The 23,310-nt window shown below is 72.0% G+C and carries 1 protein-coding gene; it reads left to right on the top strand.

Translation table 11 applies throughout. From position 1 onward, the window contains the following. The first annotated feature begins 133 nt into the window (after positions 1-133). The gene (locus ACX9TP_RS13275) at positions 134-23,245 is read left to right on the top strand and encodes a non-ribosomal peptide synthetase (protein WP_482980084.1); all 23,112 of its coding nucleotides are present in this window, start codon (positions 134-136) and stop codon (positions 23,243-23,245) included. The last annotated feature ends 65 nt before the right edge of the window (positions 23,246-23,310 follow it).

Below are 23,310 nucleotides of genomic sequence, written 5' to 3'. Positions count from 1 at the left end.
GCGTGGGGGGGATGGTGTAGAGGCCAGGGTGTCTACGTCATATGGCCGTTGGCGAACCGGACAGGGTACTTCCCACGTACTCACCACGATAATTTTTCCGGCTCGCGCTGACTTCTGGATTTGGAGTACCGCAATGGCGCTCACCCCTGAGCAGAAGCGCGCACGGCTCGCCGAGCTGCTGCGCGACAAGGCCCGTCACTCCCGGCGGGCGCCCGTGTCCTTCTCGCAGGAGCGGATGTGGCTCCAGGAGCGGCTGGACCCGGGGAGTGCCGCCCTCAACAGCCCCAGCGCGGTGCGGCTGTCCGGCGAGCTGGACGTGGAGGCCCTGCGCCTCGCGCTCCAGGAACTGGTGCAGCGCCACGAGGCGCTGCGCACCACCTTCCTCGAGCAGAACGGCCGGGTGCTCCAGCACATCGCCCCCGCGACGGACGTCGAGCTGCCGGTGGTGGACCTCCGCGACGGGCAGGAGGCGGAGGCGTGGCGCCGCCTGCACGCGGACGCGAAGCAGCCCTTCGAGCTGGAGCACGGCCCGCTGCTGCGCGCCGTGCTGTACCGCTGGGACGCGCGCGAGCACCTGCTGCTGCTCAACGTGCACCACATCGTCTCCGACGGCTGGACGATGGGCGTGCTGGTGCGGGAGCTGGGCGCGCTCTACCCCGCGCTCGCCGCGGGCCGGCCCGCGTCCCTGCCGCCGCTGCCGTTGCAGTATGCGGACTTCGCCGCCTGGCAGCGCGACTGGCTCCGGGGTGAGACGCTGGACACGCAGCTCGGCTACTGGCGCCGCGAGCTGGATGCGAACGCGGTGCTGGAGCTGCCCACGGACCGGCCCCGCACCGCGGACACCCGCTCACGGGGAGCGCGGCAGACGAGGCTGCTGCCGCCCGAGCTGCTCGAGTCGCTGCGCGCCCTGGCCCTGCGCGAGGGCCGCACCCTCTTCACGGTGCTGCTGTCCGCCTGGCAGGTGCTGCTGTCGCGCTACAGCGGCCAGGTGGACGTGGTGGTGGGCTCGCCCGTGGCGGGCCGCAACCGCGCGGAGCTGGAAGGGCTCGTCGGCCTGTTCGTCAACACGCTGGCGCTGCGCGCGGACCTGTCCGGAGACCCATCCTTCCGGGCGCTGCTGGGCCGCGTCCACGAGAAGGTGCTGGGCGCCTTCGCGCACCAGGACCTGCCCTTCGAGAAGGTGGTGGAGGCGCTGAAGCCGGAGCGGCAGGTCGGTGTCACGCCGCTGTACCAGGTGATGTTCGCGCTGCAGAACGCGCCCATGCCGCCGCTGGAGGCCCCCGGGCTGCGGATGGAAGCCCAGCCCGTGGACAGCGGCGCGGCCCAGGTGGACCTCATGCTGCTGGCCACCGAGCTGCCCCAGGGCCTGCGCACCGCCATCGTGTACCGCACGGACCTGTTCGACGGCGCGACGGTGACGCGGCTGCTCACGCACTTCGAGCGGCTGCTGGAGGGCATCGTCGCGCATCCGGAGCACCGCCTGTCCGAGCTGCCCCTGCTCTCCCGCGCCGAGCGCCAGCAGGTCCTCGTCGACTGGAACGCCACCTCCGCCGGGTACCCGCGCGGCTCCACGCTGCCGGAGGTCTTCGCGTCCGTGGTGGCGCGCTTCCCCGACGCGGTGGCCGTCGAGTCCGGCGACTCGAAGCTCACCTACCGCCAGCTCGATGAGCGCGCCAACCAGCTCGCGCACCACCTGCGCGAGCTGGGCGTGACGACGGACTCGCGCGTGGCCATCGCCGTGGAGCGCTCCGTGGAGCTGGTGGTGGCGCTGGTCGCCATCCTCAAGGCCGGCGGCGCCTACGTCCCGCTGGACCCGGCGTACCCGCGTGAGCGCCTCGCGGCCATGGTGGAGGACGCGCGCCCGGGCGTGCTCCTCACCTCGTGGGAGCTGCTGCAGAAGCTGCCCTCCGCGGGCCTGAGCACCCTGTTGCTGGAGGACGTGGAGTACGCCTCGCGGCCCGCCACCCCGCCCGCGCCGGCCGCGCTGCCCGACAGCCTGGCGTACATCGACTTCACCTCCGGCTCCACCGGCCGGCCCAAGGGCGTGGGCACGCCGCACGCGGCCGTACTGCGCACGGTGTTCGGCGTCGACTTCGCCCGCTTCGGACCGGAGGAAACGTTCCTCCTCCTCGCTCCCGTCGCCTTCGACGCGTCCACGCTGGAGCTGTGGGGTGCGCTGCTGCACGGCTCACGGCTGGTGGTGATGCCTCCGCAGGCGCCCTCGCTGGAGGAGCTGGGCGAGGTGCTCCAGCGCACCGGCGTGACGACGCTGTGGCTCACCGCGGGCCTCTTCACGCAGATGGTGGACGGGCACCTGGAGGGCCTGCGCACGGTGAAGCAGCTGCTCACCGGCGGCGACGTCGTCTCCGCGCCCCATGCCCGCCGCGTGCTGGAGACGCTGCGCATTCCCGTCACCAACGGCTACGGCCCCACGGAGAGCACCGTCTTCGCCACCACCTTCCGCATGACGGATGCGGCGCAGGTGGGCGCGGTGCTGCCCATCGGCCGGCCGCTGGCCAACACGCGCGTCTACGTGCTGGACGCGCACGGCCAGCCCGTGCCCGTGGGAGTCCCGGGCGAGCTGTTCATCGGCGGTGACGGCCTGGCCCGCGGCTACGTGGAGCAGCCGGCCCTCACCGCCGAGCGCTTCGTCCCCGACGCCTTCAGCGGCCTTCCCGGCGCGCGCCTCTACCGCACGGGAGACCGCGTCCGCTGGAGCGCGGAAGGCACGCTGGAGTTCCTCGGCCGCCTGGACGCGCAGGTGAAGCTGCGCGGCTTCCGCATCGAGCTGCCCGAAATCGAGGCGGCGCTCGCGAGCCACCCCGACGTGCGCGAGGCCGTGGCGCTGGTCCGCGAGGACGTGCCCGGCGACAAGCGCCTCGTCGGCTACGTCGTGGCCCCCGAGCCGCTCGACCTCGCCGAGCTGCGCGCGCACCTCAAGCAGCGGCTGCCCGAGTACATGGTGCCCTCCGCGCTGGTGCGGCTGGAGGCCTTCCCGCTCACGGCCAACGCCAAGGTGAACCGCAAGGCCCTTCCTCCGCCGGACGCGGTGTCGTCCGGCGCGGCCGCGGGCTACGTCGCGCCGCGCACGCCCACCGAGGAGCGGCTCGCCGCCCTCTGGGCGGAGGTGCTCCGGGTGCCCCGCGTGGGCGTGCACGACGACTTCTTCGAGCTGGGCGGCCACTCGCTGCTGGCCACCCAGGTGGCCTCGCGCATCCGCTCCACCTTCGGCGTGGAGCTGTCGCTGCGCGAGCTGTTCGCCGCGTCGACGCTCGAGGAGCTCTCCGCGAGCATCGATGCGGCCCGAGGCTCCGAAACGGACAGCCGCGTCCCCGCCCTCGTCCCCGTGCCGCGCACGGGCTCGCTGCCGCTGTCCTTCGCGCAGCAGCGCCTGTGGTTCATCGACCAGCTCGAGCCTGGCGGCGCCACCTACAGCATGCCCATCTTCGTGCGGCTGGCGGGGACGCTGGAGGTGTCCGCGCTCCAGCACGGCCTCACGGAGCTGGTGCGGCGCCATGAGGCCCTGCGCACCGTCTTCCGCGAGGAGGAAGGGCAGCCCCGCCAGCGCATCCTCCCCGACGTGGCGCTGCCGCTGAGCCTCGTGGACCTGAGCGGCCTGACGCCCGAGGCCGCCCGGAAGGCGCTGGAGCAGCAGATCCGCGAGCACACGCTGCGGCCCTTCGACCTCGTCAACGGCCCGCTCCTGCGCGCGAGCCTGTGGCGGCTGGCTCCGGACGAGCACGTGTTCGAGCTGAACATGCACCACATCGTCTCGGACGGCTGGTCCATGGGCGTGCTGGTGCGTGAAGTCGCCGCGCTCTATGAAGCGTGCCGCCAGGGCCAGCCCTCGCCGCTGTCGCCCCTGCCGTTGCAGTACGCGGACTACGCGGTGTGGCAGCGCGAGTGGCTCCAGGGCCCGGTGCTGGAGGAGCAGCTCGCGTGGTGGCGCCGGCAGCTCGCCGGCGCGCCGCTGGCGCTGGAGCTGCCCACGGACAAGCCGCGCCCCGCGGTGCCGGCCTACAGGGGCGCCCAGGTGCCCGTGCACGTCCCGGCGGACGTCGCCAGCCGCATCAAGGCCCTGTGCCAGCAGGAGGGCGCCACGCCCTTCATGGCGCTGCTGGCCACCTTCCAGGTGCTGCTGTCGCGCTACTCCGGCCAGGACGACATCGTCGTGGGCTCGCCCATCGCCGGCCGCCAGCGCGGCGAGCTGGAGGGCCTCATCGGCTTCTTCGTCAACACGCTGGTGATGCGCGCGAAGCTGGCGGAGTCCGCCTCCTTCCGCGGCCTGCTGCGCCAGGTGAAGGAGATGGCGCTGGGGGCGTACGCGCACCAGGACGTCCCCTTCGAGCGGCTGGTGGAGGAGCTGCAGCCCACGCGTGACTTGAGCCGCACGCCGCTGTTCCAGGCCCTCTTCGCCCTGCAGAACGCGCCCGCGACGTCGCCCCTCATGCAGGGGCTGACGATGCACATGTTCGAGGTGGAGCTCTCCACCGCCAAGTTCGAGCTGGAGCTCATCCTCTCCGAGTCCGCGGACGGCTATCGCGGCACCCTGCGCTACGACACCGACCTCTTCGAGGCCGTCACCATCCAGCGCATGCTGGGCAACTTCCGCGCGCTGGTGGACGGCCTCGCCTCCCTGCCCGACGCGCCGCTGAGCTCCGTCTCGCTGCTCTCCAGCGCCGAGCGCCGGCAGGTGCTCGTGGACTGGAACGCCACGTCCACCGCGTACCCGCGCGCCTCCACCCTGCCCGACGTCTTCGCGCAGGTGGTGGCCCGCTTCCCCGACAAGGTCGCCGTCGAGTTCGAGGGGACGCAGCTGACCTACCGCGAGCTCGACGCACGCGCCAACCCGCTCGCGCACCACCTGCGCGGCCTGGGTGTGTCCACCGACTCGCGCGTGGCCACGTGTGTCGAGCGCTCGCTGGAGCTGGTGGTGACGCTGGTCGCCGTCCTCAAGGCCGGTGGCGCCTACGTGCCGCTGGACGCGTCGTACCCGCGCGAGCGCCTGACGGGCATGGTGCAGGACGCCCGCCCGCGCGTGCTCGTCACCACGCGAGCGCTGCTGCAGAAGCTGCCGCTGGAGGGCCTGACGCCGGTGGTGTTGGAGGACGCGCCGCTCTCCACGCAGCCCACCACCGCGCCCGCGCTGGCCGCCATGCCGGACAGCCTCGCGTACATCGACTTCACCTCCGGCAGCACGGGCCGTCCCAAGGGCGTCGCCATTACGCACAGCGCGGTGCTGCGCACCGTGTTCGGCGTGGACTACGCCCACCTCGGCCCGGACGAGACGCTGCTCCAGCTCGCGCCCATCTCCTTCGACGCCTCCACCTTCGAAATCTGGGGCGCGCTGCTGCACGGCGCCCGCCTCGTCGTCTTCCCGCCGCACCCGCCCTCGGTGGAGGAGTTGGGCCAGGTGGTGCGCGACGCGGGCGTTTCCACGCTGTGGCTGACGGCCGGCCTGTTCACCCAGGTGGTGGAGTCCGGCCTGGAGGCGCTGCGCCCCCTGAAGCAGCTCTTGACGGGTGGCGACGTGGTGCCCGCGCCGCAGGCGCGCCGCGTCCTGGAGGAGCTGGGCATCTCCGTCACCAACGCCTACGGCCCCACGGAGAGCACCGTCTTCGCCACCACCTTCCGGATGACGGAGCCCTCGCAGCCGGGCACGGCGGTGCCCATTGGCCGGCCGATGGGCAACACGCGCGTCTACGTGCTGGACGCGCACGGTCAGCCGGTGCCGGTGGGCGTCACCGGAGAGCTGTACATCGGCGGTGAGGGCCTCGCCCGGGGCTACGTGGAGCAGCCCGCGCTCACCGCCGAGCGCTTCGTCCCCGACGCCTTCAGCGGCGTGCCCGGAGAGCGGCTCTACCGCACCGGAGACCTGGTGCGCTGGCGCAAGGACGGCCTGCTCGACTTCGTGGGCCGCGCGGATGCGCAGGTGAAGGTGCGCGGCTACCGCATCGAGCTGGCCGAAATCGAGACCGCCCTGCTGGCTTGGCCCGGCGTGGGCAAGGCGGTGGCCCTCGCGCGCGAGGACCGGCCCGGCGACAAGCGGCTGGTGGGCTACGTGGTGCCCGCTCCCGCGGCCGGGGATGCGCCCCGGGCGCTGGACACCGCGGCGCTGCGCGCCTTCGTGGCGGAGCGGCTGCCGGACTACATGGTGCCGTCGGCGCTGGTGGTGCTGGACGCGCTGCCGCTGACGTCCAACGGCAAGGTGGACCGCAAGGCCCTGCCCGCGCCGGACGCCCTGACGCTCTCGCCGGAGCACGTCCACGTCGCCCCGCGCACGCCCACCGAGGAGCTGCTCGCCAACCTCTGGGCGCAGGTGCTGGGCGTCCCGCGCGTGGGCGCCGAGGACGACTTCTTCGCCCTGGGCGGACACTCGCTGCTGGCCACGCAGGTGGCCTCGCGCATCCGCTCCACCTTCGGCGTGGCGCTGCCGCTGCGCGAGCTGTTCAAGGCGCCGGTCCTCTCCGCGCTGGCCCGGACGGTGGACGCGGCGCGCCTGGCGAGCCAGGGCCTGGAGGCGCCGGAGCTCGTCCCCACGCCGCGCACGGGGGCACTGCCGCTGTCCTTCGCGCAGCAGCGCCTGTGGTTCATCGACCAGCTCGAGCCGGGCACGGCGTCCTACAACATGCCCTTCGCGCTGCGCCTGGAGGGAGTGCCGGACGTGGCCGGACTCCAGCAGTCCCTCTCCGAGGTGGTGCGGCGCCACGAGTCGCTGCGCACCACCTTCGCCTCGCGCGACGGCGAGCCCGTGCAGTTCATCCACCCGCCCACGCCCCTGCCGCTCCCGGTGGTGGACCTGCGGGCCCTGCCCGAGTCCGAGCGCCGGGAAGAAGCCCGGAGGCTGGCCGCCGAAGAGGCCCTGCGCCCCTTCGACCTGTCCACGGGCCCGCTGCTGCGCACGGTGCTGCTAAGCCTGGGAGAGCAGGAGCATCTGCTGCTCCTGACGATGCACCACATCGTCTCGGATGGCTGGTCCATGGGCGTGCTGGTGCGCGAGATGGGTCTGCTGTACGCGGCGCACGTCAACGGCACGGAGGCCGGCGTGCCGCCGCTGCCCGTGCAGTACGCCGACTTCGCCGTGTGGCAGCGGGGCTGGCTGCAGGGGGAGGCGCTGGCGACGCGGCTGGACTACTGGAAGCGCCAGCTCGCCGGAGCGCCCGCGCTGCTGGAGCTGCCCACGGACAGGCCCCGTCCTTCCGTCCCGAAGTACCACGGCGCCCGGAAGCCCTTCGCCCTGGGCGCGGCGCTCTCCGACGGCATCAAGGCCCTCTCACGTCGCGAGGGCGTCACGCCCTTCATGACGCTGCTGGCGGCGTTCCAGGTGCTGCTGTCGCGCTACTCGGGACAGGACGACCTCGTGGTGGGCTCGCCCATCGCCGGCCGCAATAGCGCGGAAACGGAAGGCCTCATCGGCTTCTTCGCCAACACGCTGGTCCTGCGCTCGCGCATCGACCGGCACGCCTCCTTCGCCACCCTGCTGCAGGGCGTGAAGGAGACCACGCTGGCGGCGTACGAGCACCAGGATGTCCCCTTCGAGAAGCTGGTGGAGGAGCTCAAGCCCGAGCGCAGCCTCAGCTATTCGCCCATCTTCCAGGTGATGTTCGCCCTGCGGAACATGCCCATGGGCCGGCTGGAGCTGCCGGGGTTGCACCTACAGTCCGTTCCCGAGGAGAACATCCACGCGCGGTTCGACCTGGACCTCTTCATGACGGACGGGCCCACAGGCCTCGTGGGAGCGCTCGACTACGACACCGGCCTGTTCGACGCCGCCACTGCCGCGCGCCTGCTGGAGCACTACCAGGTGCTGCTGGAGGGAATCGTGGCCCGGCCGGAGCAGTCCGTGGCCTCGCTCCCGCTGCTCAGCGCCGAGGAGCGCCGCCAGCTGCTCGTCGACTTCCAGGGCAAGCCCGAGGCCTACCCGCGCGACGTCTGCCTGCACTCCCTCATCGAGGCCCAGGTGCGCCGCACCCCCGACGCAGAGGCCGTGCGCTTCGAGGACCAGGCCCTCACCTACGCTCAGCTCGATGCCCGCGCCAACCAGCTCGCCTCCTACCTGCGCCTCCTCGGCGTCGGCCCGGAGATTCTCGTCGGCGTCTGCCTGGAGCGCTCGCTCGACATGATGGTGGCGCTGCTGGCCATCCTGAAGTCCGGCGCCGCCTACGTCCCGCTCGACCCGGCCTACCCTCGTGAGCGCCTGGCCGGAATGCTGGAGGACGCCGCCGCTCCGGTGCTCCTCACCCACCGGCGCTTCGTCGACGTGCTGCCTCCGCACTCCTCGCGCACCGTCTGCCTCGATGAGGACTGGGCTTCTTCCGTGCCCGCCGCTTCCGAGCTGCCCGCGCTCCAGGCCAGCCCCGACGCGCTCGCCTACGTCATCTTCACCTCCGGCTCCACCGGCCGCCCCAAGGGCGCCACCAATGCCCACACCGGCATCGTCAACCGCCTCCTCTGGATGCAGCAGGAGTACGGCCTCACCCCGGCCGACACCGTGCTGCAGAAGACGCCCTTCTCCTTCGACGTCTCCGTCTGGGAGTTCTTCTGGCCCCTCATGACGGGCGCCCGCCTCGTCTTCGCCAGGCCCGGCGGCCACCAGGACCCCGCCTACCTCGCGAAGCTCATGGCCGACGAGCGCGTCACCACCGTGCACTTCGTCCCCTCCATGCTCCAGGCCTTCGTCGAGGAGCCCGGCCTGGAGGGCCTCACCCACCTGCGCCGCCTCATCTGCAGCGGCGAAGCCCTGCCCGCCGAGCTGGTGCGCCGCGCCCACCAGCGCCTGCCCGCCACCGAGGTGCACAACCTCTACGGCCCCACCGAGGCCGCCGTCGACGTCACCTACTTCGCCTGCCCCCGCGACGAGCTGGCCCGAGGCGTGCCCATCGGCCGCCCCGTCGCCAACACGCAAATCCTCATCCTCGACGCCTCAGGCCAGCCGGTCCCCGTGGGCGTCGCCGGAGAGCTCTTCATCGCCGGCATCCAGGTGGGCCGCGGCTACTGGCGCAGGCCGGAGCTGACGGCCGAGCGCTTCACCCCCAACCCTTTCAGCACCACCCCGGGCGCGCGCATGTACCGCACCGGCGACGTGGCCCGCTGGAGGCTGGACGGCACGGTGGAGTACCTGGGCCGCGCCGACTTCCAGGTGAAGGTGCGCGGCCTGCGCATCGAGCTGGGCGAAATCGAGTCCGCCCTGCGCCAGCAGCCGCAGGTGCACGACACGGTGGTGGTGGCACGCGAGGACCGACCCGGCGACAAGCGCCTGGTGGCCTACGTCGTAGCCCGCGAGGGCACCAAGGTGGACACGGCCGCGCTGCGCACCGCGCTGCTCGAGACGCTGCCCGAGTTCATGGTGCCCACCGCCATGGTGGTGCTGCCCGCCCTGCCCCTGAACCCCAGCGGCAAGGTGGACCGCAAGGCCCTGCCCGCTCCGACCCTGGATACCGTGGGGAAGGAGTACGTCGCTCCGAGGTCGCCCATCGAGGAGCGGCTGGCCGAGCTCTTCCAACAGGTCCTGGGCCTGGACCGCGTGGGAGTCACCGAAAGCTTCTTCGAGCTGGGAGGCCACTCACTGCTGGCCACGCAGCTCGCGTCCCGCGTGCGCACCGCGTTCAACGTAGAACTGCCCCTGCGCACCCTCTTCGAGGCGCCCACCGTGGCCATGCTGGCCGCGCGCGTCGGGTCCGCCGCGAACGAGCAGGGCTCCGAGACTCCGTCGCTGGTGCCGGTGCCACGCACCGGGGGGATGCCGCTGTCCTTCGCACAGCAGCGGCTGTGGTTCATCGACCAGCTCGAACCCGACAGCGCCACCTACAACATGCCCACCTTCGTGCGGTTGGAGGGGGTACTGGACGTGGCCGCGCTCCAGCGGAGTCTCGTGGAGCTGGTCCAGCGTCATGAGGCGCTGCGCACCGTCTTCACCCAGCGGGAGGGCCAGCCGCTCCAGGTTGTCCTTCCGCCCACCACGCTGCCGCTGAACGCGGTGGACCTGGGGGACCTGACGCCGGAAGCCGCGCGGGAAGCGCTGGAGCAACAGCTGCGCGAGGACGCACTGCGTCCCTTCAATCTCGCCACCGGCCCGCTCATCCGCGCGGGGCTGTGGAAGCTGGGCGACGCCGAGCACGTGCTGTCGCTCAACATGCACCACATCGTCTCCGACGGCTGGTCCCTGGGCGTGCTGATTCAGGAAGTCGCCACGCTGTACGAGGCCTTCTCCCAGGGCAGGCCCTCGCCGCTGCCGGCGCTGCCGCTCCAGTACGCGGACTACGCCGTCTGGCAGCGCAAGTGGCTGCAGGGCGCGGTCCTCGAGGAGCAGCTCACGTGGTGGCGCCAGCACCTGTCAGGCCTCTCCACGCTGGAGCTGCCCACGGACAGGCCGCGCCCGCCCGTGCAGACCTACCGCGGCGCCGAGATTCCCGTTGCCCTCTCCAGCTCGGTCGCCGACTCGGTGAAGGCCTTGTGCAAGCAGGAAGGCGTCACGCCCTTCATGGTGCTGCTGGCCGCCTTCCAGGTGCTGCTGTCGCGCTACTCCGGGCAGGACGACATCACCGTCGGCTCTCCCATCGCCGGCCGCCAGCGTGGTGAGCTCGAAGGCCTCATCGGCTTCTTCGTCAACACCCTGGCCCTGCGCGCCAGGGTGGAGGGCCGTGCCTCGTTCCTCCAGTTGCTGCGGCAGGTGAAGGAGACGGCCCTGGGCGCCTATGCCCACCAGGACGTGCCCTTCGAGCGGCTGGTGGAAGAGCTGCAGCCCACGCGGGACCTGAGCCGCAGTCCCCTCTTCCAGGTGCTCTTCGCCCTGCAGAATGCGCCCGTGGCCGAGGTACGGCTTTCGGGACTGGCGCTGCGCCCGCAGGAAGTGGCGAGCGCCACGGCGAAGTTCGAGCTGTCGCTGACGCTGGGAGAGTCGCCGGACGGCTTCCGGGGCACCCTGCTCTACAACTCGGACCTCTTCGAGCAGGGCACGGCCGCACGCATCGCGGAGCATTACCGGGTGCTTCTGGAGGGACTGCTGGCGCGGGCCGACCAGCCCGTCGAGTCCATTGCGCTGCTCATGCCCGAGGAGCGCCACCGGCTGCTGGTGGAGTTCAACGACACGCGCACCGTCCTGCAGCGCGCTGTCATCCCGCAGCTCCTCTCCGCCCAGGTGGCCCGCACCCCCGACGCCACCGCCCTCGTCGTGGGCACCGAGCGCCTCACCTACTCGCAGCTCGACGCGCGCGCCAACCGCCTCGCCTGGCACCTCCAATCCCTCGGCGTCGCGCCCGAGGTGCGCGTCGCCGTCTGCATGGAGCGCACCGCGGACCTCGTCGTCTCCCTGCTCGCCGTCCTCAAGGCCGGCGGCGCCTACGTCCCGCTCGACCCCGCCTACCCCCGCGGCCGCCTCGACTACACCCTCTCCGACTCCGGCGCCCAGCTGCTGCTGTCCCACCAGCGCCTGCTCGCCTCGCTCCAGCTCGACACCCAGGGCCTGCGCACCGTCTGCCTGGACGCGCTGCCGGAGGCGTTCTCCCAGGCGCCCGCGTCCACCCCGCCCTGCCTTGCCGTGCCCGACAACCTCTCGCACGTCATCTACACCTCGGGCTCGACGGGCAAGCCCAAGGGCGTGGCCATCTCCCACGCCAGCGCCACCGCCTTCCTCGACTGGTCGCTGCGCACGTTCTCGCGCGAGCAGCTCGCCGGCACCCTGGCCGCCACCTCCATCTGCTTCGACCTGTCCGTCTTCGAGCTCTTCGCGCCCCTGTCCTGCGGCGGCACCGTGCTGCTCGCCGCCAACGCGCTGGAGCTCGCTTCGCTGCCCGCCGCCGCCGAGGTGACGCTCGTCAACACCGTGCCCTCCGCCGTCGCGGAGCTGCTGCGGATGGACGCCATTCCTCCTTCCGTCACCACCGTCAACCTCGCCGGCGAAGCCCTGCCCGGCACGCTGGTGCGCGGCCTGTACGCCACCGGCACCGTCCAGCACGTCTTCAACCTCTACGGCCCCACCGAGGACACCACCTACTCCACCTTCACCCGCGTCCCCGAAGGCCCCGGCGAGCCCACCATCGGCGTCCCCCTGCCCGAGACGTCCGGCTACATCCTCTCCCCCAGCTTCCAGCTGCAGCCCATCGGGGTGCCGGGTGAGCTGTACCTGGCCGGTGCCGGACTGGCTCGCGGCTACCTCGGCAGGCCCGACCTCTCCGCCGAGCGCTTCATGGCGGACCCCTTCAGCTCGACGCCCGGCGCGCGCATGTACCGCACCGGAGACCTGGTGCGCTGGCGCGCCGACGGGCAGCTCGACTACCTGGGCCGCATCGACCACCAGGTGAAGGTGCGCGGCTTCCGCATCGAGCTGGGCGAAATCGAGTCCGCCCTGCGCCAGCATTCCACCGTGAATGGCGCGGTCGTCATGGCGCGCCAGGACTCTCCCGGCGGCGACAAGCGCCTGGTGGCGTACGTCGTCCCCGCGGCGGGCGAGAAGATTGAAGTGCAGGCACTGCGCCGCCACCTGCGCCAGCACGTGCCCGAGTTCATGGTGCCCTCGGCCTTCGTGCCGATGGACGCCTTCCCGCTCAATCCCAACGGCAAGGTGGACCGCCAGCGCCTGCCCGCTCCGGAGTCGTCGTCGTCCACCTCCGACGAGGCCTACGTCGCGCCGCGCACGCCCACCGAGGAGCAGCTGGCCGGGCTCTTCGCCCAGGTGCTTCGGGTGCAGCGCGTGGGCGCCACCGACAACTTCTTCTCACTGGGTGGGCACTCGCTGCTCGCCACCCAGCTCATCTCCCGCATCCGCTCCACCCTCGGCGTGGAGCTGCCCCTGAGGGCGCTCTTCGATGCGCCCACGGTGGCCACGCTCGCGGAGCGCGTCCTGACCGCCCAGAGCGCGCACGGCTCGACGGCGCCCACTCTCGCCGCCGTGGGCCGCGACGGCGAGTGGCCGCTGTCGTTCGCACAGCAGCGGCTCTGGCTCATCACGCAGCTGGACCCCGACAGCCCCGCCTATGCGCTCCCCGCCGTCCTGCGCATCCGCGGCGCGCTGACGGTCCCCGCCCTGTCCCGGGCCTTCGTCACCCTCGTCGAGCGCCACGAGTCACTGCGCACCGTCTTCACCTCGCGCGACGGCGAGCCGATGCAGCGCATCCTCATGTCCGCGGACTTCCCGCTGCCCGTGGTGGACATGGGCGGAGTGCCGGCGGGAGAGCGGGAGGCCCGGGCCCGGAAGCTCATCTCCGAGGAGACGCTGCGCCCGTTCGACCTGGCACGCGGGCCGCTGCTGCGCGCCCTGCTGTTCCAGCTGGACGCGCGGGAACACCTGCTGCTGGTGACGATGCACCACATCGTCTCGGACCGCTGGTCTCTCGGCGTGCTGGTCCGGGAAGTCGCCACGCTGTACGGCGCCTTCGTCGCCGGGCTCGAGCCCCAGCTGCCCCCGCTGCCCCTGCAGTACGCGGACTTCGCCCTCTGGCAGCGCAAGTCGCTGCAGGGCGAGGTGCTGGAGAAGCAGCTCGGGTACTGGCGCGAGCAGCTCTCCGGCGCGCCTCCCGTGCTGGAGCTGCCCACGGACAAGCCCCGCCCCCCGCGCCAGACGTTCCGGGGCGCGTATGTGCCGGTCCGCGTGCCGAAGCCGCGGTTCGAAGCGCTCCTGGAGCTGAGCCAGCGCGAGGGGGGAACCCCCTTCATGGCGCTGCTCGCCGCGTGGCAGGTGCTGCTCTCGCGCTACTCCGGCCAGGACGACATCGTGGTGGGCTCGCCGATTGCCGGCCGCACCCGCGCGGAGACGGAGGGCCTCATCGGCTTCTTCGTCAACACGCTGGTGCTGCGCACGCGCATCCGGCCCCAGGCCACCTTCCGCGAGCTGCTCGCCCAGGTGCGCGCCACCACCCTGGGCGCCTACGAGTACCAGGACATCCCCTTCGAGAAGCTGGTGGAGGAGCTGCAGCCGCAGCGGAACATGAGTCACTCGCCGCTGTTCCAGGTGATGTTCGGCCTGCAGAACACGCCGGACGCACCCGTGGAGATTCCCGCGGGACCGGGAGGCTCCGAGCCGCTGGAGCTGCGCGCGGTGAACATGGACTTCGACTCGGCGAAGTTCGACCTGAGCCTGGACCTGGCCCAGACTTCCGAGGGGCTGTCCGGCGTACTCGTCTACAACACGGACCTGTTCGAGCCATCCACCGTCACGCGCATGGTGGAGCACTTCCTGGTGCTGCTGGAGGGCCTGCTGTCCCGGCCCGAGCAGCCCGTCGCCTCACTCTCCCTGCTCAGTGCCGAGGAGCGCCGCCAGCTGCTCGTCGACTTCCAGGGCAGGCCCGAGGCCTACCCGCGCGACGTCTGCCTGCACTCCCTCATCGAAGCCCAGGTGCGCCGCACGCCCGACGCAGAGGCCGTGCGCTTCGAGGACCGGGCCCTCTCCTACGCTCAGCTCGATGCCCGCGCCGACACCCTCGCCTCCTACCTGCGCCTCCTCGGCGTCGGCCCGGAGATGCTCGTCGGCGTCTGCCTGGAGCGCTCGCTCGACATGATGGTGGCGCTGCTGGCCATCCTGAAGTCCGGCGCCGCCTACATCCCGCTCGACCCGGCCTACCCTCGTGAGCGCCTTGCCGGAATGCTGGAGGACGCCGCCGCTCCGGTGCTCCTCACCCACCGGCGCTTCGTCGACGTGCTGCCTCCGCACTCCTCGCGCACCGTCTGCCTCGATGAGGACTGGGCCTCCTCGCTGCCCCCGGCTTCGGAGATTCCGGCAGCTACCTCCAGCCCCGACGCGCTCGCCTACGTCATCTTCACCTCCGGCTCCACCGGCCGCCCCAAGGGCGCCACCAATGCCCACACCGGCATCGTCAACCGCCTCCTCTGGATGCAGCAGGAGTACGGCCTCACCTCCGCCGACACGGTGCTGCAGAAGACGCCCTTCTCCTTCGACGTTTCCGTCTGGGAGTTCTTCTGGCCTCTCATGACGGGCGCCCGCCTCGTCTTCGCCAGGCCCGGCGGCCACCAGGACCCCGCCTACCTCGCGAAGCTCATGGCCGACGAGCGCGTCACCACCGTGCACTTCGTCCCCTCCATGCTCCAGGCCTTCGTCGAGGAGCCCGGCCTGGAGGGCCTCACCCACCTGCGCCGCCTCATCTGCAGCGGCGAAGCCCTGCCCGCCGAGCTGGTGCGCCGCGCCCACCAGCGCCTGCCCGCCACCGAGGTGCACAACCTCTACGGCCCCACCGAGGCCGCCGTCGACGTCACCTACTTCGCCTGCCCCCGCGACGAGCTGGCCCGAGGCGTGCCCATCGGCCGCCCCGTCGCCAACACGCAAATCCTCATCCTCGACGCCTCAGGCCAGCCGGTCCCCGTGGGCGTCGCCGGAGAGCTCTTCATCGCCGGCATCCAGGTGGGCCGCGGCTACTGGCGCAGGCCGGAGCTGACGGCCGAGCGCTTCACCCCCAACCCTTTCAGCACCACCCCGGGCGCGCGCATGTACCGCACCGGCGACGTGGCCCGCTGGAGGCTGGACGGCACGGTGGAGTACCTGGGCCGCGCCGACTTCCAGGTGAAGGTGCGCGGCCTGCGCATCGAGCTGGGCGAAATCGAGTCCGCCCTGCGCCAGCAGCCTCAGGTGCACGACACGGTGGTGGTGGCACGCGAGGACCGACCCGGTGACAAGCGCCTGGTGGCCTACGTCGTGGCCCGTGAGGGCACCAGGGTGGACACGGCCGCGCTGCGCACCGCGCTGCTCGAGACGCTGCCCGAGTTCATGGTGCCCACCGCCATGGTGGTGCTGCCCGCCCTGCCGCTGAATCCCAGCGGCAAGGTGGACCGCAAGGCCCTGCCTGCTCCGGACGCCCGCGTCGGCGTGGTCACGCCCTGGGTCGCTCCGCGCACTCCGGCCGAGCAGCTGATTGCGGGGCTCATGAGCCAGTTCCTGCGCGTCGAGCGCGTGGGCGCGGACGACAGCTTCTTCGCCCTCGGGGGGCACTCGCTGCTCGCCACCCAGCTTGCCTCCCGCATCCGCGCCACCTTCTCCGTGGAGCTGCCCCTGCGTGCCCTCTTCGAGGAGCCCACGCCCGCGGGGCTGGCACGGCGCATCGAGGCCATCCAGCAGGCAAAGCGGTCCGAGGTTCCCGACCTCGTCCCCGTGCCGCGCACGGGCCCGATGCCCCTGTCCTTCTCACAGCAGCGGCTGTGGTTCATCGACCAGCTGGAGCCCGGCAGCGCCAACTACAACATGCCCGCCTTCGTGCGGCTGGAAGGGACGCTGGACGTGGCCGCGCTCCAGCGGGTGCTCACCGAGCTGGTGCAGCGCCATGAAGCGCTGCGCACCCTCTTCATCCAGCAGGAAGGCCAGCCGCTCCAGTTCATCCTCCCATATGCCGAGCTGCCGCTGAACGTGGTGGACCTGAGCGGCCTGACGCCCGAAGCCGCCCGCGAAGCGCTGGACACGCAACTGCTCGAGGACGCGCTGCGCCCCTTCAACCTCGCCACCGGCCCGCTCATCCGCGCCGGACTGTGGAAACTGGGCCCCACCGAGCATGTGCTGTCGCTCATCCTCCACCACATCGTCTCGGACGGCTGGTCCAACGGGGTGCTGGTGCGCGAGGTCGCCGCCCTCTACGAGGCGTTCCTGCACGGCCGTCCCTCGCCATTGCCGCCCCTGCCGCTCCAGTACGCGGACTACGCCGTCTGGCAGCGCAAGTGGATGCAGGGTGACGTCCTGAAGGAGAACCTCGCGTGGTGGCGTCAGAAGCTCGTGGGTGCGCCCCGTGCGCTGGAGCTGCCCACGGACAAGCCGCGCCCGGCGGTGCAGACCGTCCGCGGCGCACAGGTGCCGGTCTTCATCCCGGCGGCCATCTCCAACCGGCTCAAGGCGTTGAGCCAGCAGGAAGGCGTCACGCCCTTCATGGTGCTGCTGGCCGCCTTCCAGGTGCTGCTGTCGCGCTACTCCGGGCAGGACGACATCACCGTCGGCTCGCCCATCGCCGGCCGCCAGCGCGGTGAGCTCGAAGGCCTCATCGGCTTCTTCGTCAACACCCTGGCCCTGCGAGCCCGAATCGACGCACGCGCGCCGTTCCTCCAGCTGCTGCGGCAGGTGAAGGAGACGGCCCTGGGCGCCTATGAGCACCAGGACGTGCCCTTCGAGCGGCTGGTGGAAGAGCTGCAGCCCACGCGGGACATGAGCCGCAGCCCCCTGTTCCAGGTGCTCTTCGTCCTGCAGAACGCGCCCACGTCCACGGCGCGCGTCTCGGGCTTGGTGCTGCGCCCACAGGAGGTGGACGGCGTCACGGCGAAGTTCGAGCTCGAGCTGGGGCTGGGAGAGGCGCCGGACGGTTTCCAGGGCACACTGCTCTACAACTCGGACCTCTTCGAGGAGGGCACCGCCCTGCGCATGGCGGAGCACCTGCGCACCCTGCTCCGCGCGGTCGTGGACCATCCGGAGCTGCCCGTCTCGTCGCTGCCACTGATGGACGAGGCCGAGCAGCGCCGGGTGCTGGTGGAGTGGAATGCCACCGCCGCGGACTTCCCGTCCGACGCCTGCGTCCACCACCTCTTCTCCGCCCAGGCCGCGCGCATGCCGGACGCGCTCGCCGTCCTCTCCGACGCGGGCTCGCTCACGTATGCGGAGCTCGACGCGCGCTCCGGCGTGCTGGCCGCGCACCTGCGCCAGCTCGGCGTGCGCCCGAACACCCTCGTGGCGCTGTGCATGGAGCGCTCGCTGGACGTGCTGGTCGCGGTGCTCGGGGTGCTCAAGGCCGGCGGCGCCTACGTGCCGCTGGACCCGCTCTACCCGCGCGAGCGACTGGCCTTCATGCTCCAGGACACCGCGGCCCCGGTGCTGCTCACCCAGCAGCACCTGCGCGGCCTGCTGCCCCAGGGGCCCGCCGTGGTGTGCCTCGACGAGGACTGGGACGCCATCTCGCGCGCCGGAGCCACCCCGGTGAGCGTCCCGGTGCCGCCGGAGAGCGCCGCCTACGTCATCTACACGTCGGGCAGCACCGGCACGCCCAAGGGCGTCGTCATCTCCCACCGCTCGCTCGCCAACCACGCCCGGTGGATGCACACCACGTTCGACCTGGGCCCGGCCGACCGGGCCCTCCAGCTCGCGTCCCTGAGCTTCGACACCTCCGTCGCGGAGCTCTTCTCCTCCATTCTCACCGGAACCCCGCTCGTGCTGGCGCCGCCGGACGCGCAGCGCGACCCGGGCATCCTGCTCGACTGCCTCGTGCGTCATGGCATCACCGTGCTCCAGCTGGTGCCTTCGCTCCTGCGCGTGCTGCTGGACGAGCCCGGCCTGCGCGCCGCCACCCGGCTGCGCCACATCCTCGTCGGAGGAGAGGCGCTTCCGCCGGAGCTGCCGCCACGCGTGCGCGAGGCCCTGCCCCAGGTGCACCTGACCAACAGCTACGGCCCCACCGAGTCCACCATCGACGCCGCCGTCTGGCGGTTGGATGGCGAGCCTTCCGGGCTGGTGGTCCCCATCGGCCGGCCCATCGCGAACACCCGGGCCTACGTGCTGGACGAGCACCTGCGGCCCGTCCCCACGGGCGTGCCCGGTGAGCTGTACGTGGGCGGAGAAGGCCTGGCGCGCGGCTACCTGAACCGCCCGCACCTCACCGCCGAGCGCTTCATCCCCGACGCCTTCGGTACCGAGCCCGGTGCGCGCCTGTACCGCACCGGAGACAAGGTGCGGTGGAGGGGGGATGGCACGCTCGACTACCTGGGCCGCATCGACTTCCAGGTGAAGCTGCGCGGCCAGCGCATCGAGCTGGGCGAAATCGAGGCAGCCCTCAAGCAGCACCCCGGGGTGCGCGACGCCACCGTGCTGGTGCGCGAGGACGTGCCCGGCAACCAGCGCCTCGTCGGCTACGTCGTCCCCGCCGCTTCGGGCCAGGTGCTGGACGCGGGCGCATTGCGCGCCGCCCTCCAGAAGCACCTGCCCGAGTACATGGTGCCCTCCGCCTTCGTCACCCTGGAGACACTACCCCTCACGCCCAACGGCAAGCTGGACCGCAAGGCCCTGCCCGTCCCGGAGTCGGGCGCCACCGCGGAGGCCTTCCTGCCTCCGCGCACGCCCACCGAGAAGGCGTTGGCGGACCTCATGGCCGCGCTGCTGAAGGTGGAGCGCGTGGGAGTGAACGACAGCTTCTTCTCCCTGGGAGGCCACTCGCTGCTGGCCACGCAGCTCGTCTCGCGCATCCGCGCCACCTTCCGCATCGAGCTGCCGCTGCGCACCGTGTTCGAGGCCCCCACCCTCTCCGGCCTCGCGCAGCGGATTGCCTCGCTCCAGCAGGCCAGCACGCCGGAGCACCAGGCGCCGCCCCTGCGGCCCGCGCCGCGCACCCAGGCCCTCCCGCTCTCCTTCGCCCAGCAGCGCCTGTGGTTCATCGACCAGCTGGAGCCCGGCAGCGCCGCCTACAACCTGCCCACCGCCGTGCGTTTGTCCGGCAAGCTGGACGTGCCCGCCCTGGAGCAGGCCCTGAATGCGCTCATCGAGCGCCACGAGTCGCTGCGCACCACCTTCGCCTCGCGCGACGGCGAGGCCGAGCAGCGCATCCACCCCGCCTCGGCGACGGCGCTGCCGGTGGTGGACCTGAGCACCCTGCCCACCGAGGCCCGTGAGGCCGGCGCCCGGCGACTGGCCATCTCCGAGGCGGGAGAGCCGTTCGACCTCGTCCGGGGGCCCCTCTTCCGCTTCACCCTGGCGCGGCTGGCGTCCGACGAGCACGTGCTGCTCCTGACGATGCACCACATCATCTCGGACGGCTGGTCCATGAACGTGCTCATCCGCGAGCTGGCCGCGCTGTACCAGGCGTCCGCGTCCGGAGAGCCGCCCCGCCTCGCGCCCCTCCCCGTCCAGTACGCCGACTACACGGTGTGGCAGCGCGACTGGCTGCGGGGAGACGTGCTCGAGGCGTGGCTCGGCTACTGGAAGCAGCAGCTCGGCGGGGCGCCGCATGCCCTCGAGCTGCCCACCGACCGGCCGCATCCCGCCGTGCAGACGTTCCACGGCGCGGCGCACGCCTTCACCCTGTCGCCCGAGCTGTCGGGGCAGCTCGAAGCGCTCGGCCGCCAAAACAACGCCACCCTCTTCATGGTGCTGCTCGCCGCCTGGCAGACGCTGCTCTCCCGCTACTCGGGACAGGACGACATCGTCGTGGGCTCGCCCATCGCCGGTCGCAACCGCGCGGAGACGGAAGGGCTCATCGGCTTCTTCGTCAACACGCTCGCCCTGCGCACCCGGTTCTCCGGAGAGGACACCTTCCTGTCCCTGCTGGAGCGCGTGCGCGAGACGACACTGGGCGCCTATGCCCACCAGGAGGTGCCGTTCGAGAAGCTGGTGGAGGTGCTCCAGCCGGAGCGGAACCTGAGCCGCCCGCCGCTCTTCCAGGTGATGTTCGTCCTGCAGAACCTGCCCGACTCCGAGCTGCGCCTGCCCGGCCTGAGGCTCGCCACGCTGGAAGCGGAGAACAGCACCGCCAAGTTCGAGCTGACGCTGGCGCTGACGAACACCGCCCAGGGGCTGGCCGGAGTGCTGGAGTACAACACCGACCTGTTCAACGCCGCCACCGCGGCGCGCCTCGTCGAGCACTTCCGCACGCTGCTGGGAGCCATCACCACCCGCCCGCGGCAGAACCTCGCGGCGCTGCCACTGATGAGCGGGACGGAACAGCGCAAGCTGCTGCGGGAGTGGAGCACCACCGCCTCCGACTACCCGCGTGAGTCCACACTGCCTGACGTCTTCGCCGGGGTGGTGGCCCGCTTCCCGGACCACATCGCCGTGGAGTTCGGCGACTCTCGCCTCACCTACCGGCAACTCGACGAGCGTTCCAACCCGCTCGCACATCACCTGCGCCGCCTCGGCGTGGGGGCCGACTCCCGCGTCGCCCTCGCCGTCGAGCGCTCGCTGGAGCTCATCGTTTCGCTGGTAGCCATCCTCAAGGCCGGCGGCGCCTACGTCCCCCTGGACCCGTCCTACCCGCGCGAGCGACTGGCCGGCATGCTCGAGGACACCCGTCCCCAGGCCCTCGTCACCACCCGAGCGCTGTCGCCCCGCCTCCCGGTGGAGGGCCTCTCCACCGTCGTGCTGGAGGACGCCGCCCTCGCTTCCGAGCCGACTCAGGCGCTGTCACCCGCCGCCCTGCCCGACTCGCTGGCCTACGTGGACTTCACCTCCGGCTCCACCGGCAGGCCCAAGGGCGTGGGCACCACCCACCGAAACGTCCTGCGCACCCTGCTGGGCGTCGACTTCGCCCACTTCGGACCCGACGAAACGCTGCTGCAACTGGCCCCCATCTCCTTCGATGCCTCCACGCTCGAAATCTGGGGCGCGCTGCTGCACGGCGCCCGCCTCGTCGTCATGCCGCCCCAGACTCCTTCTCTGGAAGAGCTGGGCCAGGTGCTCCGTGAGGCGCGTGTCACCACGCTGTGGTTGACGGCCGGCCTCTTCGCGCAGGTGGTGGAAGGCAACCTGGACGTGCTGCGCCCGGTGAAGCAGCTGCTCGCCGGTGGCGACGTCGTGCCCGCGCCTCACGCGCGCCGCGTGCTCGAGGAGCTGGGCATCCCCGTCACCAACGGCTACGGCCCCACGGAGACCACCGTCTTCGCCGCCTGCTTCCGCATGACGGACCCGGCCCAGGCGGACGCTTCCGTCCCCATCGGCCGGCCCATCGGCGGCACGCGGCTGTACGTGCTCGACGCCCAGGGTCGGCCCGTGCCCGAGGGCATCGTCGGGGAGCTGTTCGTGGGCGGAGACGGACTGGCCCGCGGCTACATCGGCCAGCCCGCGCTCACCGCGGAGCGCTTCATTCCCGACGCCTTCAGCAGCGTCCCGGGCGCGCGGCTCTACCGCACCGGAGACCTGGTGCGCTGGCTGGAGGACGGCACGCTCGACTTCATCGGCCGCGCGGATGCGCAGGTGAAGCTGCGCGGCTTCCGCATCGAGCTGGGTGAGGTGCGCGCCGTCCTCGCCAGCCACCCCGAAGTCCACGAGGCCGTCGTCCTCGCCCGCGAGGACCGGCCCGGAGACAAGCGCCTCGTCGGCTACGTCGCCGCCGCCGACTCCCTCGACCTCGCCGCCCTGCGCGACTTCCTCAAGCAGCGGCTGCCCGAGTACATGGTGCCCTCCGCGCTGGTGCGGCTGGACGCCCTGCCCCTCACGCCCAACGGCAAGGTGGACCGCAAGGCCCTGCCCGCGCCGGACGCGTCCTCCACCGGCGCTGGCCAGTACGTCGCCCCGCGCACGCCCGCCGAGGAACAGCTCGCCGCGCTCTGGGCGGACGTGCTCGGCCTGCCGCGCGTGGGCGCCGAGGACAACTTCTTCGACCTCGGTGGCCACTCCCTCCTGGCGGCGCGCATGGTGTCCCGCCTCCAGAAGACGGTGCGGACACGCGTGTCGCTGGCCACCCTCTTCCAGCACCCCACCGTCGCGGCCCTGGCCGCCGTCCTGGACGCGCAGCGGGAGGAGGCGACACCCGCCTCCAACCTGGTGCGCCTCAAGCAAGGACAGGACGGGCGCCGCCCGCTGTTCCTCGTGCACGGCGGTGGCGGCGGCGTGGATGCCTACGCCGACCTCGCGCGGCTCCTCCCCACGGACCGGCCCCTCTACGCCTTCCGTGCGCCCGGACTGGACGGCGGGGCGCTGCCTCCCTCCTCCGTCGAGGCCCTGGCCGCGCATTACCTCCCCCAGCTCCGCGCGGTGCAGCCTCGCGGCCCCTACCTGCTGGGGGGCTGGTCCTTCGGCGGGCTCGTCGCCCACGAACTGGCCCGCCAGCTCCAGTCGCAGGGCGAGGTGGTGGAGCTGCTGGTGATGCTCGACACGCCCGCCCCCAGCGCCCGGCCCGCGACCGAGCCGGACGTCCTCGAAGAGCTCGCCACCTTCGGCCAGCTCCTCAACCTGCCCTGGCGCGCCCTCACGCTGGACGTGGAGAAGCTGCGGCAGCTGGAGGGCCGGGAGCGCCTGGCGTGGCTGCTGGAGCAGGTCCGGCGACTGCCCACGGGTGCGCCCGACCTGGACCTGGATGAGACGGAGCGCCTCTTCCACGTCTTCCAGCGGCTCTACGCGGCCCAGCGGCACCACGTCCCGGGGCGGCTCACCGGCTCCGCCGTGCTCCTCCTGGCCACCGAGGGACTCACACCCCCGGTCACCACGGGGTGGACAGCGTGGCTGACCCAGGAGCCCCGGACGCTGCCCGTGCCGGGAGACCACTTCACGATGCTCCAGCCGCCCCACCTTTCCGCCTCGGCGGAACGGCTCGCGGAGCTGCTGCGGGCCCTGGAACGCGATGCCGCCTGATCGCTTGCTGGGCTAGCAACAGGACCAACGTGAATTGCCTGGAAAAGGGCGCGAGTGCGTCAGCT

Source organism: Pyxidicoccus sp. M15 (assembly GCF_056858435.1).
Note: the sequence above shows the minus strand (reverse complement) of the source record. Positions and strands in the feature narration are given on the sequence as shown.

Excerpts from the sequence above, each read along its gene's own strand:
- ACX9TP_RS13275 (WP_482980084.1), top strand. The coding sequence starts at position 134 with ATGGCGCTCACCCCTGAGCAGAAGCGCGCACGGCTCGCCGAGCTGCTG.